The organism is Caulobacter vibrioides (genome assembly GCF_002858865.1).
GTDB lineage: Bacteria > Pseudomonadota > Alphaproteobacteria > Caulobacterales > Caulobacteraceae > Caulobacter > Caulobacter vibrioides.
Genome location: NZ_PJRR01000012.1, coordinates 169,667 through 186,023 on the forward strand (window position 1 = coordinate 169,667; position 16,357 = coordinate 186,023).

Genomic DNA, 16,357 nt, shown 5'->3' on the forward strand with positions numbered 1-16,357 from the left:
CAGGCCGCCTAGAACTTCGCCGAAGCGCCGATCGAGAAGAAACGACCGACGTCATAGGTATTGACGTCGACCCGGTTCTTGCCGGCCTTCTGATACTCTTCGTAGCCGACGCCGGTCAGGTTGCGCGCTTCGAACTTCAGCTCGACTTCGCGACCCCACAGCTCCAGGCCTTGGCGCGCGACGAAGTCGATGCGGGTCCCCGGATAGGCCTCGACGTCGGGCTGACCGCTGTTGACCAGACCACGGCTAGTGACTCGCTTGCTGGCGTAGTTGATCAGCAGGGTCTGCTGCGACAGGCGCTCGGTGTCCTCAAGACCCAGTTGCAGGTTGACCACGTGATCCGACTGACCCGTCAGCGGGGCGCCGTCGGTGAAGTAGTCGGTCGCCTTGGTCGAGGTCGCGGCGAAGACCGAGACGGTGTCGCCGGCCGAAACCTGCAGCTCCGACTTCGAGTAGGTATAGTTGGCGATCGCCACGAGGCGACGGCTGGCCCAGAAGTCGCCCTTGAAGTCCGCCAGATCGAAGTACTTTTGCACTTCGAACTCGGCGCCATAGAGCTTGGCCTTGGGCGCGTTGGCGAAGCTGGTCGACAGGTCGCTGCCCGAGACGAAGCTCTCGATCGGACGATCGATGGTCTTGTAGAAGCCCGCCACCGTCAGGCGCTGATCGCTGGCGAAGTACCACTCGTAGCGACCTTCGGCGTTGGTCAGCTCGCTGTCCGTCAGGAGCGGGTTGCCGCGATACATGCGGTTGCTGTCGGGATCGAAATAGAACTGATAGATCAGCTCGCGGAACTGCGGGCGGGCGATCGTCTTCGACGCGCTCAGGCGCAGTTGCTGGTCAGACTTCACGTGCCAGGTCGCCGTGGCGGACGGCAGCCAGTAGGTCTCGTTCTGGCGGGTCGAGGCCAGCGAGGCGCCCGGGGTCTTGAAGACCTCGGTCGGAGCCACCTTCAGACGCGCGGTTTCGTAGCGAACGCCCACGTCAAAATCGAGATCCTGGAACACCGTGCCGTTCAGCTTGCCGTAGGCCGCATGGTTCTGCAGCTGGGCGCGGAAGGCAGGATTGCCTTCGTTGGTGTCAACGAGCGCGATGTTGAAGTTCTTGATGATCGCCGGCGCCAGCAAGAGGTCCGGACGCAGCATGTCGACGCCGCGCGGGAAGGTGTTCGACGCCTGGAACTGGAAGTCGCGGCGCGAGCTGTCGCGGTCCGTATGGACATAGGCGTAGCCGACCGTCGCCGCGAAGCCCGGGGCCAGCTTGTAGGTGGCGTCGACGCCGCCCGACCACAGGTCTTCGTCCAGATCCGAATAGCTGATGCGCGCGTCGCCGCCATTGCCGTTGTTCAGGCGGTTGACGAAGTAGGCGCCGAACGGATCGGCCGCCGCGTTGGTGCGGACGTACTCGAACGACAATTCGGCCGGCGCTTCACGCTGGGTATTGGCGTAGTTGGCGCGAACGTCGACGTTGAGCTTATCCATCGGCTTGAACTCGCCGACCAACTGCGTGTTGATCAGCTGGCGCTCAAACCAGCCGGTGTTCTGCTGCATGTAGTCGACATTGGTGCCGCCACGCCGGCCCATGGCCAGACGCGTATTCTTGATCGTGTCGTGGACGTAGAGGTTGGTCCAACGGATCTTGTTCTCGCCAAAGCCCAGAGACGCGCCGAACAGCCCGTTCAGGACCATGCGGTTGTCCGTGCTGACGCGGCGGAAATCCGATTCCTTGTCCTCGAGATCCGCGTTCAGCGAGCTCTGGATCTGCGCGTCACGGGTGGACCAGCGGTTGCTGAAGCCGATCGTGCCGATAACGCCGAGATCCATCGAGTCGAGGTCGAACGGCTTGGCCGCCGTGATGTCCATCGAATAGTTGGCCGGCAGGTGGTTCCACTTCTGGACCACGCCATTGCGGCTGTTGACCAGCTGGCTGGCGATGTCGGCGGTGTTGACCTTGCCAGAGCTGATCCGCTCACCACTGGCGAAGAAGGCGGCCAGCGCGGAAGGGGTGTCGCGGTTGCCGTTGTCAAAGCCGGTCCAGTCGGACTTGCTGCCGTAATAGTCATAGCCCAGCTGATTGGTGGTTTCAGTGTCGCCGGACACCGAGCCGCCAATGCTGATGAAGCCTTCGCTCGGGATCGACTTGGTGGTCAGGTTGATCACGCCGCCGCCGAATTCGCCGGGGAAGTTGGCGGAATAGCTCTTCTGAACCAGCGAAGAGGCGATCACGCGGCTGGGGAACAGGTCCAGCGGAACCACACGCTTCAGCGGCTCAGGGCTCGGCAACGGCGAACCGTTGAGCAGGGCCAATGAATAGCGATCGCCCAGGCCGCGAACATAGACATAGCCGTTGCCGACCAGGGTCACGCCGGTGACCCGGGTGAGCGCGCCCGCGATATTGCCCTCGCCCGTACGCGCGATTTCCGCCGCGCTGAGCACCGAGACGACCTGCGAACCGGTGCGGACGACGTTGCCCGAGCGGTTGGCCGTGATGACCACCGCGTCGACCATGCCCGGAATCGAGACTTCGGGTTGCTGAAAATCGGACTGCGCCGCCGCAGCCGTCGGCTTGGCGGCCTCTTCGGCCGACGGGGCGGTCTGCGCCAGCGCCCAGGTCGGCATCGAGAGCGCGGTCGAAAGAAGCAGCAGGGACGTTAGCCGACGCGTAATCATATCCAATCCCCCGGGGAGCTAGGCAGGTAAAAATGGGGGGCAGCTGTGTTCCAGCCGCCCCCCGCTTCGACGAAGTCGCGTCGTCTTAGTTGGTCGGCAGCGACGTGCAGGCGGTGCTGGTCGAACCGAAGTTCGCCGCGCCGCTGTTGCAGGTCCAACCGGCGTACCAAGTGTCGTTGCTGTCGCGGACAGCGCCGATGTAGGTGGTGGCGCCGAAGAAGGCGCCCAGACCCGTGGCGTTGAACACGGCGACGGCCAGCTCGTTGGCGCCGTTGACAAAGGCGTTGAGCGTCGAGGTGAAGGCGTCGTTGTTGTTGTTGGCGCCCGAACCAAACTGAGCCGCCACGGTGGTCGCGTTGTAAGTCCCCGTACCCAGGTACTTCGCCGCATTACAGCTCATCACGAACGAGCGCGCCGTCAGCGTCGCCGGCGTCGTGCCCGAGCCGTTCATGCGCAGGCATTCGTTGTTCGGCGAGAGCATGATGCTGTTGGCGATCGTCGTGTCGGAGTTGCCGCGCAGCAGCAGCGAAGCCTGGTTGGACGCTTCGTTGTTGCTGCTCACCTGACGCTGGATCATCGTGAAGTTGGAGAGACGCAGATCGGTACGCGGCAGCTCGGTCTCACGGCCGTTGCTGTCGATTTCCATCAGCGCGTCACCCGCGCCGTCGCGCTGGATCATCAGACCGTACTGGAAGTTGGCCCGAGCGCCGACGTCAACGTCGAGGCTGTCGTCGTCCGCGCCGACCGACACGAAATACTTCATCTGTGGAATGCCGCCGAAGAACTCCACGCCGTCGTCCGAGCTGTTGTAGCTCTGGATGTGGCTCAGCACGGTGCCGCTGCCGATACCCGACGGCGTCAGCGACTGCAGCTCCACGTTCGCGCCGAGCACGTAGCCCGAATAACGGATCTGCACGTACTGCATGATGCCGCTGTTGTCGGCGTCGTCCGAACCGCCGAACAGGGCCGGGTCGGCCGCGCCTTCGGTCTGACGCTCGCAGGTGTTCGCAGTGGTCGAACCGGTGGAGCAGTCGGTGATCTTCGCGCGACCCAGCAGCACGATGCCGCCCCACTGGCCTTGCGAGGTTTCGGTGTTCAGACCCAGGATGTTGTCTCGGCTGGTGAACACGATCGGACGCGCGGCGGTGCCGACGGCGTTGATCCTATTGCCGCGATTGACCGCGAGCCAGGACACGCCCGTGCCGCCGTAGACGATGACGCCCGGCTCGATGGTCAGGGTCACATTGGTGTCCGCAGCGGTCCTGGTGAAGCCACCATCCGTGCCGACGTCAACACGACCAGCCAGCTGATACAGCAGGCCCGGGATCTTCGGCAGGGTGATCGAGCGGTTGACGCGCGACGGCAGGGTGCACACGCGCCAGGTGCCCGTCGGGCCCGTGATCGTACCGTCGTCCTTCAGCTGTTGCGGATCGGCGATGGTCGGGCAGCCCGAGGCCGGGGTCACGCCCGCCGGCGTGGTCGGGGTCGTCGGGGTGGTCGGGGTGGTCGGATTGTTGATGGTGACGTTACCGCCCGTTCCCGGCGAGGAGATGTCATCCGAGCCGCAGCCAGCGAGCGCCATGGCCGCGCAGCTCATGAGGATTAGGTTTCTATACAGCTTCACAGGAGCCCCTCTGGTTTCTCAAGCCGCGACGAACGCAGGCGATCAAGCCTCCGGGGGTGTTTAGTCGGCAATTGTGACAGTTTTTGCGGAACAGTCGGCGCTCAATACAAGGCGCCTGAGCGTTGCACTTCTTACGATAGAGAGGATTCCCCATCTGCGGGAATACAGGGCCGAATTAGATTCACTATTCGTGGCCGAATATTATGAGGGAGAATCTCCTATCACGAAAGTGAGAAGCTTTTTTGACAGATTCGACTTGGAACTCGAATTGGAGTTCATTTTTTGAGGTTGGGATTACATCCCCGCTAACCGCATAAAGAAGCTCGGGGTGCGCCCACCGAGATTTTAATCTGTATAAGGATATTTATTCTCGGCCTCGCCGTTGTTTTTCTTGATATTTTTGAGTCAAAGCCCCTAGGCATTAGCTGAGCCATCTCGAACCAGACACGCGCTATGAAGGCGGCGGATCGATCGATGCGCTCGCCTAAAGCCTCATCGTGAGCGCGTCGGTGCGCAGCGCAAACGAAAAAGGCCCGGCGTCACCGCCGGGCCTTTGCGAACAATGCTGGCAAGCCAACTAGAAGAAGCGCTCACCAATGCGGATCGTGTCGCCGGGCGACACCAGGGTCGAAGGCTTCAGCTCGCCCTTGATCTCGGACGCATCACCGTTGCGCTTGATGTAGACGATCTTCTTGTCGGCCCGGTAGGTGAAGCCGCCCGCCGTCGCCACGGCGTTCAGAACGGTCAGGCCCGAGGTGTAGGGATAGGTGCCAGGCTTCTCGACCTCGCCCAGAATGTAGAAGGGACGGAACGTAAGCACTTCGGCGCTTACGCGCGGGTCCCTCAGGTAGCCATCCTTCAGCTTGTCCTGAACCGCCGTCTGGAACTGGCCGACGGTCATGCCGCCGACCTTGATCTCGCCGATCAGCGGCAAGGACATCAGCCCAGTGCCGGCGACGAAGAACTCGCCCGACAGCGACTCCTCACCGTACACCGTGACCCGGACCTTATCGCCAGGGCCCAGAAGATAGTCGACCGCTTGCGCCGCTCCCGCGAAGGGGGCGGGCTCGGAGCCGACCTGGGCATGGGCGACACCATTCGATGTCGAGACCATCATGAAAACCACGGCCGCCAACATGGCGAGCGCGCGAGAGAGTTTCGAAAAACCGATCATGGAAAAGCGTCTCATCTCGGACTTGTCAGACCTGGAAGTTGCAATGCCACATCGCACGTGACCGCGCGATGAACAAGACGAACTCTAAGCTGCGCGCGGTTTACTAAATTGGATGATCTTGGGCTCACCACCATCAAGTCTCACCGCGGTCAGCACGCCTGTGGCGTAGGCGCCCGTATCGACATTGATCCGCTGGCGCCCGACGAAAACCTCTTCGACTGGCGTGTGGCCGTGAACGACGGTGGCTTTTAGCCCGTGGGCGTTGTCCAGGAAATCGTTGCGGATCCAAAGCAGGTCTGCGGCGACCTGTCGCTCAAGCGGCAGGCCAGGCCTGACGCCGGCGTGCACGAAGACATAGTCGCCATAGACGGCCATCAGCTCCAGTCGACGCAGGAACTGTTCATGGTGGGGCGGGAAGGCTGCGCGGAAAGCCACCCGCGTCTGCTCCCAGACCTCCAGATCGGCGCGCCCCACGGGACGCTGCACGCCATACGAAGCCATCGTCTCGCCGCCGCCATACTCCACCCACGACGGTCCGGCCTGCGGATCATCAAGGAAGTGCAGTAGGGTCTCCTCGTGGTTGCCCATCAGGGCGCGGAACTCGAAGCGCCCCTCGGCCGCCTGCTGGCTTAGCGCGATGAGGCGGTCGATCACGCCAGACGAGTGCGCGCCCCGATCCACATAGTCGCCCAGCATGATCAACACGGGCGGGTCCTCACGCCCGAGGGCGCGATAGTCATCGGTCATGCGCGCGATCAGGCCGTCCAGCAGGTCCAGGCGCCCATGAACGTCGCCTATGGCGTAGAGCACGCGCCCTCCCGTGGAGACCGCGCGGCGCTCTTTCTGCTTGGAACGAAATAAGGCCTTGAACATCGAACTCGCCACGTACGCCACGGTGCGTCGCCGGGACTTTGAACCAATTTTGCCTCACGGCGCTCCAGCGTTCAACCGAAAGCCGCCGCATTAACCTACAATTCATCACAATCTTTTTCGCGCAATTTACCAAGTAAATTAGAGTTCTGTTTTGGTAAATATCGAATTTAGGACAGTTAAACACATGGATTATACCATCTAAATTCAACTCGTTTTCGGACCTCACATGAATACTGACCTCACGAACACAGCGAGGTCAGCATGTTCAAGGCGCGAAACATTGTTATGGGACTGCTCAGCGCCGCTGCGCTGATGACGAGCGCCCAGGCACAGGCCGGCGGGATGCCGTTCATGCCGCGCGGCCATGGCGTTCTGGCTCCTGCAGGTTTCGCCGACCTTTGCCGACGCGACCTCGAGACGTGCGGGCTTCCCACTACCCAGCTGGCGCTGCTAGGTCCCCAGAGCCGCCAGGGCATGACGCCGACGTCGTCCGTAGGCCTGGCCCCCACGCGGACCTTCGCGCCGACGGAATCTTTGAATAGCGACAGCGACGCGGACGTCGCACTGGTGTCGGTGGAGATGATCGAGGCGTTTACGCTTGGCCCCGTGGAAGACTTCGTCGCCGCCGGCCAGATGCGCGCGTTCACGCCGGTCGGAGAGCCCGAAACCGTCCTGACCTGGTTCGATCGTAACGAACGCGACCAGATGAAGCTGCTCAACCGGATCAACCAGCAGGTCAATCGCGACGTGAAGAAGGCCAATGACAGCGACCTGTACGGCCAGGAAGAGTACTGGGCGCTGCCGCGCATGGTCGATGGCAAGCTCTATGGCGACTGCGAGGACTACGTCCTCGAGAAGCGTCGCCAACTGATCGCCGCCGGCGTGTCCGAGTCGGCGCTGTCGATTGCCGTCGCCGTGACGGCGCGGGGCGAGGGGCACGCGGTCCTGATGGTGTCGCTGAAGAGCGGCGACTGGGTGCTCGACAACCTCACGCCGTGGGCCACGCCGTGGGCGGACCTCAACTATCGCTGGGTTGAGCGTCAAGTCCCCGGCACCGCCCTGTGGACGTCGATCGCCTAACGTTTCTCGCGCAAGGGTCCGTTGAGCTTTAAACCCCGAGCCCCAGGCTCGGGGTTTTCGCACGGTGGAACCCAAACACCCGGACAACAGAAAGCCCGCCCGGCGGCGCCGAGCGGGCTTTCTGTCGTGAACGAAGATTTGGCTCTGGTGATCCGGTCGGATCAGACCAACTGCGCGATGGCCACCGCCAGAAGCGCCCAGAGGCCCGCCGAGAGTACCGCGGCCAACGCGAGGCCCGCCAGCGGCGGGAGCCGCCGCGCCGACACAGATTCAATCGGGGCGAAGGACAACTTTGCGTCGATCATCAGACAGTGCTCCTGCTGTCGATGATGTAACCGTCGCGCCGCTAATGGCCCGTGAAAGAACAAGGTCTACCGGCTGTTAACATTATCGCCTGCGCCTCGCCCCTTTTGTGCACGACGACATCAAGCGATTGCGTTAGCGTATGGGCCTGTGAACTTGAACAGCCTCTCTCCGACGCGCTGGGGAAATTAAAGGATCATCCGGTGGATCTAGGGCCATCGACCCAGCTCTTGACGCTGAGGCCGGGAGGACCGTTGCCTCGGGTGGCGGTGGATCTACGGAAGCGCGTCCTGGATGTGGTCGCCGCGGCGCTGCTGACCGCCCTGTTCGCCCCGCTCCTACTACTGGCGGCCCTCGCCATAAAACTCGAGTCACCGGGTCCCGCCCTTTTCCGGCAGACCCGTGGCGGTCTGGGTGGAGCCCCCTTCCAGATCCTCAAACTACGGACCATGCATTGCCGGGAGGACGGCCCAGACGTCGCGCAGGCGCAGCGGGGTGACGACCGCGTCACCCGGGTGGGCCGCATCCTACGTGCGACCAGCATCGATGAGCTGCCGCAGTTGCTCAACGTGCTGCGCGGCGACATGTCCCTGGTGGGACCCAGGCCTCACGCCACCGCCCATGACGACTACTACAGCGCGCGGATCCCTGAGTATATCGCCCGTCACCAGGCGCGACCTGGCCTGACCGGACTTGCCCAGGTCAGAGGCCTACGCGGCGGCACCGAGACGGTTGAGCTCATGCGCCAGCGGATCGCGGCGGACATCGACTACATCCAGACCTGGTCGCTCTGGCGAGACCTGAAGATCGTGCTGCGCACAGTCCCCAGCCTGCTGACGACCGACAACGCCTACTGATCGGCTGTCTTAGTCATGCGCTCGGCGGCGATCAGAAGCGCCAGGCCAATACGGCCGGACGGGTCCTGAATGCTGTTGGCCAGAGCCGTAAGCCGTTTGTCGCCGTCTGGACGTTTATACTCGACGCGAACCTGGTAGATCACCTGCTTGCGGACGGCAGGCGTCAGCCTCGCCCAATGCTCGTAGGCGAGGCGCGTGCGGGCCAGGAACGCGCTCGTGTGCAACGGAGCGACCGTATAGGATCGGTCCAGCGCCTCATTAGCGCGGGCGAAGTCACCGCGCTTGAAATCCACCGCCGCTTTCCGGAGCCAGGCCGCGCCGACGCCGGGGCGCATAGCGACTTCGCGCCGGCTCAGGGCGTCCAGCCGGTCAAGCATAGCCTGGTCTGTCGCACCGCTGGCCAGTCCCGTCTCGACGCTCGACGCCAGGGACTCCGCCGGCGCCGTCGGCAGACCGCTCAGGTCTCCCCCGAAACGCGCGGCGACAAGTGGCGCCGACACGAGCAGCCCACTGACCAACACGACCCCAGCGAAGGTCGGCGTCGCGCTGAAGGTCGGAAGGCGTCCCCGCCGCGCCGGCGACGAAGTGACCAGCGCGCCGAGGCCGACCGCAAAGAGAGCCTGAAGCGCAGGCGCTTGGACGGCGAAGTCAGACATGCCGTGCAGGAGCACCAGAGCCGTCGAAGCGATCGCCGCGCGGGCGAGAGCACCGCTGGTCCCTGACTTGTTCGCGGCGGCGCAGACCTGCCACAACAAGACGCCCAGCAGACCCAGCATGCTCAGCGCGCCGACGAGGCCAGCTTCCTCGAGCCACTGGAGATAGAGATTGTGGGTCGCACGGACATCGAACAGAGCCGGCAGGGTTTCGCTCGTCATCACCATCTGGTTGACGGCCGGAAACGAGCCGAGGCCGTAGCCGAACCAAGGGCTGGCCTTGAAGGCCTGCCAGTGCGCGGCGAAGATGGTCTGACGCGTGGCGACGTCACCGCCCAGATTTTCGAGCCGGGCGGCGGTGATGTCGGCGCTGCGCATCGCCAGACCAACCGCGGCGAAGAGCACAGCAGCGCCGCCGATCATCACCACGACCCGCGCGCGCTTGCCCTGGGCCAGCACCTGCCAGATCAGGAAGGTCGCGAGCGCGACCACAGTTGCGAAGACCCCGCCACGGGATCCTGTGAAGGCGAGCGCCACCGCAAACACCGCGAGAAGGGCAAGACTGATGCTAGCGTCCAGCGGCAACTTGTCGAGGGACAGCCTGCCCCCCGCCCGCTGGATGAACTGGGTGACAAACATCGCCGCGAACACAGCGCCCACACCCATCAGCGTGGCGAGGGTATTGGGGCTCAGCAAGGTGGCGGTCATGCGCCCCGAGGCTCGGACGCCGACATGCTGCAGAATGGCCAGGATAGCGTAGGCGCCGAGCGCGACGAGCAAGGACCAGAACAGGGCGCGTCGTCGTGTCTCGGAGCTGCCGATAATCTGAGCCGCCAGGAACAGGCAGGCCAAACCGCCCAGGCGGACCAGGTTCAGAATCAGGGATGACCGATCGACCGTAATCGCCCCCCCGTTTGGCTCGACATATAGCCAGATCGGGTGCGGACCACCTGGCCCGAACGGCGTGAGCGCCCAGGCCGTCACGAGCATGAGGATGGCGAAAGGCAGCCACAAGGTCGGGCTGACGCCCTGTCGCGCTGCGTTTCGCGCCCAGCCGCAGGTGGCCAGCAGAACAATAGGAAACAGCGCGTGAAGCGCGGCGAAGGCGGACGAAACCGCCAGCTCGCTCGCGCCGAACGCGATGATCTCGGCGAGAATCAGTGTCAGGAGGGCGCCGACAGCGACGCCCTCCGACACTTTGAGCCGTCTTGAGCCCGACGATCCGAACGAGGACGAGCCGGCGCCCAACCGCTTGCTAGTCCGCATAGTACTTTCGATAATTCGCGTAATAGTAGTAGGAGTCGCCGTAGCCATAGCGAGACTGCGCCTTCAGATCCATCTGGGTCAGGGCGACGCCGGCGATGAATGCTCGAGTTCCCTGCAGCAGCGCCAGAGCCGATTGGACGGCCTTGACCGGGGTCTTCTTCCAGCGGACCAGCATCACCACGGCGTCGGTATGCGGCGCCAGGATACGCGTGTCGGCGATAGCCAGCAGCGGCGCGGTGTCGAGAAGGACGATCTCGTACTTCTGACGCAGTTCCTGCAACAGGCGATGCATGGCCGAAGAGCCGAGCACATCGCGCGGCGTGTAGGACGACTTCGCCAGCGGCAGAATATGCGCGCCACTTTCATCGTGCATCACGGCCTGCTCAAGCGTTGCGACGCCATTGAGCACTTCCAGAAGACCCACGGGCGCCGGCTCCTTCAGGAACTGGCTGATGGCGCTCTGTCGAAGGTCGCAGTCGACGACGATTACGTTCGCACCAGACGTCGCGAGCGTGCGGGCCAGCGAGAACGTGGTTGTCGTCTTGCCCTCACCCGGCAGCGAGGAGGTCACCGCAATCACCTGAACCGTCTCGCCGACCTTCGAGAAGAGGATCGAAGCTCGGAGCTTGCGCAGACTTTCAGCAAAGCTCGAAAGCGGCTTCGCCAGCAGATAGTCCGGCGGCGTCATGCCCTTGAGGGTCTTGGCATCGTCAACAGTGGTGCCAAGGCTCGGGACCGCGCCCAGATAGGGCAGGCCCAGACGGCGCTCGACCTCGTCCTCCGTGAACAGACCCGCCATCAGAATCTCGGCGAGAACGACGGCTGCAAAGCCGGCACCCAGAGCCAGGACCAGGCCAAGGGCCAGGTTCAGCGTCGGCTTCGGATAGCTCGGACGGGTCGGAATCTTGGCCGGGGAAACCACGCGGGCGTCTGCCTGCTCGATACCCTCCTGGGTGGTCGTCTGCTTGAAGCGCGACAGCAGCGTCTCGTAGAGGGTCTTGACCGACTGGGCCTTACGCTCCAGTTCGGCGAGACCGATGCTGGCCCGGTTGTTGCCGGCGAGCGTGCCCTTCGAGGCGGCGACGCTGGACGCCACCGAACCCGTACGCTGACGCGCGACCTGAGCTTGAGCTTCCAGGTTGGAGATGATCCGGCGGATCTCGGCCTGAATCTGGCTGTCGATGTCGGCCAGCTCACGCCGGGCCTTCAGCAGCTCAGGGTGGCGATCGCCGTAGCGACCGCCAAGATCGGCGACCTGGGCGCTCTTTTCGGAGCGCTGCTTGCGCAGTTGCTGGACCACCGGCGAGTTCAGCGACTCGCCAACGTCCTCACCGGTGCTGCCCCTGGCAAGTTGCTGACGCGCGATGTTCAGGCGGGCGTCGGTCTCAGCCTGAGAGGCGCGGCTGAGCGCTAGCTGCTGGTTCAGGCTGGAGATTTCCTGCTCGGTCAGGGTCGCGCCCTCGGCGCTCAGCAGGTTGTTCTGAATCTTGTATTGCTGAACCGCAGCGTCGGCTGCTTGCACCTGCTCACGGAGCTCTCCCACGCGGGTGTCCAGCCATTCGTTGGCCTTCTGCGTGGCGTCGAACTTCGCTTCAAGTTGCTCGGTCAGATAAAGGTTCGCGAAGGCGTTCGCCAACTCCGAAGCGCGCTTGGGATCCTTGTGCGTGTACTCGATCGAGATCAGATAGGTCAGGCCCGCCCGGCGAACCTTAAGTCCGCCAAGGACGCTATCGACGATCCGTTCACTGCGGCGCTGCAGTTCGACGGAATCCACATTATCGAGCGGAGCAGCGGCTTTTCGCACAGTAGAAAGCCACGCCCCCGCCCCCTCAGCGTTGGAGAGATAAGGATTGAAGTAGGGATCTTGCTCCAGCTTCAACTCTTTGACGACGCGCGCGGCGAGCGAGCGCGACTTGAGCACCTCAACCTCAGTATCGACGACGGACGAATCCGCAGGCAGGCCAGACAGCACGGCGCTCATGTCCGTGACCTGCTCCTGGCGCACATCGAGCATGACCTGCGCGATCGCCGTATATTTTGGCGTTTGCTGCAGGGTGAACAACACCACCGCCGCGAACACCACCACCGCCACCGCTGCGAACAGCCGGAAGCGCCGTCTGAACGTCGCGATCGCGATGTTCAGATCAAAAGACAACGCTCCGGTGTCATTCACCGGAGCGTTCGAAGTTTCAAACCTGGAGCCGTCCATAACTACTCTCAGTAACCGGCAAACCTTGCCGTTTCGTGGACGTTGATCAGAACTGCAGGGCGACCGAAGCCACCAGCTTGTTGTCCTTGAACGAAGCGCCCTTTTGCGCGCCCGACGAGTCCTGCTTGAGATAGTTGTAGGTCAGGAACAGGCCCACACGGCGGTTCAGGAGATAGGTCGCCGTCGCCGAGAAGTTATTGCGCTTGTCGTCCCGTGCCACGCCCTTGTAAGCGTCCTTCCCGTAGCTGTAGTTCGCAGAAAGCAGAACATTCCGCATTAGCTCGTGGTCGATCGAGGCGCCGACAGTGTTGGCGATGTAGCCAGGCGAACCGAGCGCCACGGCTTCCTGGATCGAGCGGGAAGCGTTCACGCCGACGGTGGTCAGCTGGGTCGGGAACCACTCAACATTGGCGTTTGCGTTGAAGCCGCTGATCTCCTTGAAGGCCGCCCTGTCGTACGACTGCTTCATGTAGCCGATCTGCACGTCGCCGCGCATTGCTTCGGAAACGTCGAAGTTGGCGCCGACACCGATCACATAGCCATCCGACGAACGGTCCTGGGTGGCGACGTTGGTGTCGTAGTCCTTCTTGTTGCCCGTGGCCGTGGCGTAGATGGCCGTGTCGGGGCTGACTGCGTACTCCGCCTTTGCGCCGTAGCTCAGCTCGTTGCGGTCACGGAAGTCCTGATCGACCACGCCGGTGCCGGCAATGTTGGCGACGTCCTTGTAGTTGAAGTCGCGGTTGTCCACGCGGCCCGTCACGCGAAGGCGATTGAATTCCTTGACCAGGGTCGCCGAACCCGACGTCAGATCGTACTTCACCGGAGCGCCAGCAGCGACCGGCGAGGTCGGGGCCGTACGCGGTTCAACCAGACGCTGGGTCTGGACTGAGCCGGTCAGGTTCGAGCCGCGCTCGATATCGACGCGGCCATTGGCCGTGACAGTGAACTCTTCCGCGTCCTCGCTGCCATTGTCGGCGTAGCGAATGACGTTACCGCCGGCGAAGAAGCCAAGGGCATGACGCGACCAGTCCGAACGGACGGCCAGCTCCGGCTTCACGCGCCAGATCTCATCGCTCGTCTTACCCGCCGCGACGGCGTAGATGTTGTCGTTGTGCTCAAGGTCCACCGTGACCCGCGGGTAGACGGTGAAACCGCCAGCCTTTTGGCCAACGGCTTCATAGTCAGGACGCGGACGCTCACGGACGCTGGTGTTCTTATCGCGCTTGAAGCTGCTGCCGAGATCTTGCGCTTGCGCAAGCTGTGGCGCGCTAAACGCGATACAGGCCGCGATGGCCGAACACGTTAGAATTCGCATGGTATATCCCCACCATATTGAAGGCCGCCAGCGCGCGTCGTGACGCGCTGGTCGGCCTTGAGACAAGTCGATTAACCGCAGTAAGCGGCGATGACGCCCGCGCACGGATCAAACGGCGCAGGCGTGACCGGGGTCGCGCCACCCGCACCACCGGCCGCAGCGTCACCGCCCGTGCTTGTCGAGGCCGCACCCTGGAGGCTGACCAGCACGCTGGGCGCGCCACCAGTGGTCGTAGCCGCCGTGGTGGTGACCGTTGCGGTCTGATTCGTTTGCGCCAATTGGGTCTGCACCGCAGGCGATTGGGCGACGGTGGTGGCCACCTGGGGTGCCACTGCGGCAGCGACCTGAACGGCGACGCCGGCGCTCACCACGCCGCTCGAGACAGCCTGAACGAGCGCAGCGCCGATGGCGTTCGGCGAAGCGCCGGTGGCCGCCAGAGCCGACGCGACGGCCGCTTGGATCGCGGCGAGCTTGGCGGCGGGCGAAAGAGCCGCAAAGCCAGGTTGCGAGGCGGCCTCGGCGGCGGCGGCGGCGATAGCCGACTGCAGCGCCTGGGGCGACGGCTCAGCAGCAGGCGCCGGGGCCGGAGCCGGGGCGGTCTGGGCCAGAACGTGACCAGCGCTCACCGGCGCGATCGCAACAGCCAGGCTGATCGCCACGGCGCGGAAACGGTTAGAAGCCATGACTGCTCCCTCCAATTGAACGGCGTCCTCTTAGGACAACTAAAACAAATGCTCTACTCTGGATACGCCGTCATCGCTGAATTACAACGATGGCGTTTCCCAAAGAACACACTCGCGGTTCAATTCCCCACCCGGAAAAAGAACTTTGGGTCTTCGGCTAGTCGAATGTCCAGACCGGCCCGCCGCGCTGGTTGTGTCCAGCGACTGAAACAGCAAGCCGGCAATGCGCTATACAAACATGATGACGCTGGCAAGACAACAAATGTCATATCGAATCCAACGACGGCGCCAGAGTTCTGAACGAATTCGCTTTCAGGGCGAAAAACTAGTTCAAAAATTCCGCAGGAAGGCGCCCGGAAGCATGCCATCCCGTATTGGGTTGGACGCGGACGATAACAAATGCGTACTCTTTCTCTGCGCGAGCGTTCAACATTCCCGCTCAGGCGGCCGCGACAGTCCGCCCCGCGAGCGCCTTCGCCTGGACTAGGCACCCATACCAGCCGAGTCCCTGATACGTTTCATAGCCTGGCGTGCGAGCGTAGCCGACCGTGACGTCGCCATCGGCGTAGCTGCCCATCGGCCCCGCTGAGGTATCCAGCACAAAGGTCTCCGTCAGCACGCCTTGACCATCCGACGCCGCAAGCACGCGCCCCCGCTGGTCCAGGAGCATGACGCGCGAACGTTCGCGCTCCTCGGACGTCAAGCGTACGCCATCAACCACCGCCTGGGCCTGGGGACGCCAGTCGAAGTGCACCCCCAGCACGCCCAAGGGTTTGCCGGCGGCCTCGCCGCCCGCCCGGATGGCCGTTGCGTAGGTGGCCACCGGCGCGTCGCCCAGCGCGGCGCAGCGCTCGATATCGCACGCGACGAACTCATCGCCCGTCGCCGTTCGCAGACCCTCCTGAAACCATCGTGCGTCGGCGATCGAGCGCCCGACGACATTGGGATATCGTCCGGGGCGGCCGTTGGCGATCACGCGCCCTTGGGCGTCACAGATCCAGAGGTCGAGATAGACGGTGTAGGCGTCGAGGATCACCCCAAGGCGCTCGCTGGCGTAACGCCGCGCCGTCGGATCATCGCCCTGCGCGAGACAGGCCACCACCGCCGAGTCCGTCGCCCACCAACGGACATCACAGGTCCGTTCATAGAGATTGCGGTCGACAATCTCGATCGCGTTCAGGGCAAGGTCGGCCAGGCGTTGTCCGCGCATATGGCCCAGGATCGCGCCGCCGATCGCCGAGAGTTCGTCGAGGTCGGAGCGGACCTGGCTTTCCAGGGCGGCCGCCACGGCGTCGATCTCGGTGGAGATCTTCTTGAACTCCTCGGCGACGATGGCGAAGCCCTTGCCCGCCTCGCCGGCCCGCGCGGCGACGATGAGGGCGTTGATCGCCAGCATCTTGGCCGCCCGGTTCACCCTGGCGATTTCGCCGATCTTGGCCCCCGCCACGCTGGACAGCCGCTCCGAAAGATCCAGGATCCGTTCCGGACGAAGACTGGCGTCCTGTTCCATACTCAACGCGCCCCAAAGCAAACTTTCGGCCGAATCGATCCGAGAGCAGCAAGATGACGCCCCCGTCACGGCGACGCGAAGCGACTGGGGCCCGCGGCCAAGGCGAGACGGGCGTTTCTGGAAAAGAAAACGCCGGGCCGC

At 63.6% G+C, this 16,357-nt stretch carries 12 protein-coding genes; 2 read left to right on the plus strand and 10 right to left on the minus strand.

The features are described 5' to 3' along the window. Positions 1-8: 8 nt before the first annotated feature. The 4 genes from CVUC_RS07385 to CVUC_RS07400 form a co-directional block, all read right to left on the minus strand. Positions 9-2,675 (minus strand): TonB-dependent receptor domain-containing protein, encoded by a 2,667-nt coding sequence (locus tag CVUC_RS07385; protein ID WP_096032198.1) that lies wholly within the window; start codon positions 2,673-2,675, stop codon positions 9-11. Between the two features lie 79 nt (positions 2,676-2,754). Next, positions 2,755-4,293: a hypothetical protein gene (locus CVUC_RS07390; RefSeq protein ID WP_096032197.1), complete on the minus strand. Its 1,539-nt coding sequence runs from the start codon at positions 4,291-4,293 to the stop codon at positions 2,755-2,757. Between the two features lie 577 nt (positions 4,294-4,870). Further along, positions 4,871-5,467, minus strand: a complete 597-nt coding sequence (locus CVUC_RS07395; RefSeq protein WP_024265507.1) for a polysaccharide biosynthesis/export family protein — start codon at positions 5,465-5,467, stop codon at positions 4,871-4,873. Positions 5,468-5,551: 84 nt separating this feature from the next. Further along, positions 5,552-6,361 (minus strand): metallophosphoesterase family protein, encoded by an 810-nt coding sequence (locus CVUC_RS07400; protein WP_096032196.1) that lies wholly within the window; start codon positions 6,359-6,361, stop codon positions 5,552-5,554. Positions 6,362-6,601: 240 nt separating this feature from the next. Between CVUC_RS07400 and CVUC_RS07405 the strand changes: the two genes are divergently transcribed. Continuing rightward, entirely contained in the window at positions 6,602-7,420 is an 819-nt protein-coding gene (locus CVUC_RS07405) for a transglutaminase-like cysteine peptidase (RefSeq protein ID WP_010918056.1), read from the plus strand. Positions 7,421-7,581: 161 nt separating this feature from the next. Here CVUC_RS07405 and CVUC_RS07410 read toward each other — a convergent pair whose 3' ends face one another. Further along, the gene (locus tag CVUC_RS07410) at positions 7,582-7,728 is read right to left on the minus strand and encodes a hypothetical protein (RefSeq protein ID WP_024265506.1); all 147 of its coding nucleotides are present in this window, start codon (positions 7,726-7,728) and stop codon (positions 7,582-7,584) included. A 198-nt stretch (positions 7,729-7,926) separates the two neighbouring features. On the opposite strand from CVUC_RS07410, the gene CVUC_RS07415 reads away from it, so the two are divergent. Beyond that, the gene (locus tag CVUC_RS07415) at positions 7,927-8,580 is read left to right on the plus strand and encodes an exopolysaccharide biosynthesis polyprenyl glycosylphosphotransferase (protein WP_164468035.1); all 654 of its coding nucleotides are present in this window, start codon (positions 7,927-7,929) and stop codon (positions 8,578-8,580) included. On the opposite strand, the gene CVUC_RS07420 is transcribed toward CVUC_RS07415, so the two are convergent. The 5 genes from CVUC_RS07420 to CVUC_RS07440 all read right to left on the minus strand — a co-directional run bounded on the left by CVUC_RS07420 (position 8,574) and on the right by CVUC_RS07440 (position 16,285). After that, the gene (locus tag CVUC_RS07420; protein ID WP_096032193.1) at positions 8,574-10,499 is read right to left on the minus strand and encodes an O-antigen ligase family protein; all 1,926 of its coding nucleotides are present in this window, start codon (positions 10,497-10,499) and stop codon (positions 8,574-8,576) included. The genes CVUC_RS07415 and CVUC_RS07420 overlap by 7 nt on opposite strands. Next, the gene (locus CVUC_RS07425) at positions 10,489-12,708 is read right to left on the minus strand and encodes a GumC family protein (RefSeq protein ID WP_096032192.1); all 2,220 of its coding nucleotides are present in this window, start codon (positions 12,706-12,708) and stop codon (positions 10,489-10,491) included. Before CVUC_RS07425 ends, CVUC_RS07420 begins: the two co-directional genes overlap by 11 nt. Positions 12,709-12,754: 46 nt before the next feature. Continuing rightward, positions 12,755-14,023: an outer membrane beta-barrel protein gene (locus CVUC_RS07430; protein ID WP_012639895.1), complete on the minus strand. Its 1,269-nt coding sequence runs from the start codon at positions 14,021-14,023 to the stop codon at positions 12,755-12,757. Positions 14,024-14,094: 71 nt separating this feature from the next. Continuing rightward, on the minus strand, positions 14,095-14,721 hold the full coding sequence (locus tag CVUC_RS07435) for a hypothetical protein (protein ID WP_010918051.1): 627 nt from the start codon (positions 14,719-14,721) through the stop codon (positions 14,095-14,097). Between the two features lie 424 nt (positions 14,722-15,145). Continuing rightward, positions 15,146-16,285 carry a methyl-accepting chemotaxis protein gene (locus tag CVUC_RS07440; RefSeq protein ID WP_096032191.1) on the minus strand — a complete coding sequence of 380 codons (1,140 nt, stop codon included), beginning with the start codon at positions 16,283-16,285 and terminating at the stop codon, positions 15,146-15,148. Positions 16,286-16,357: the final 72 nt, after the last annotated feature.

Bases quoted from the DNA above. Each gene is read 5' to 3' on its own strand.
- CVUC_RS07395 (WP_024265507.1), bottom strand. From the start codon at position 5,467: ATGATCGGTTTTTCGAAACTCTCTCGCGCGCTCGCCATGTTGGCGGCC.
- CVUC_RS07425 (WP_096032192.1), bottom strand. From the start codon at position 12,708: ATGGACGGCTCCAGGTTTGAAACTTCGAACGCTCCGGTGAATGACACC.
- CVUC_RS07430 (WP_012639895.1), bottom strand. From the start codon at position 14,023: ATGCGAATTCTAACGTGTTCGGCCATCGCGGCCTGTATCGCGTTTAGC.
- CVUC_RS07420 (WP_096032193.1), bottom strand. From the start codon at position 10,499: ATGCGGACTAGCAAGCGGTTGGGCGCCGGCTCGTCCTCGTTCGGATCG.
- CVUC_RS07405 (WP_010918056.1), top strand. From the start codon at position 6,602: ATGTTCAAGGCGCGAAACATTGTTATGGGACTGCTCAGCGCCGCTGCG.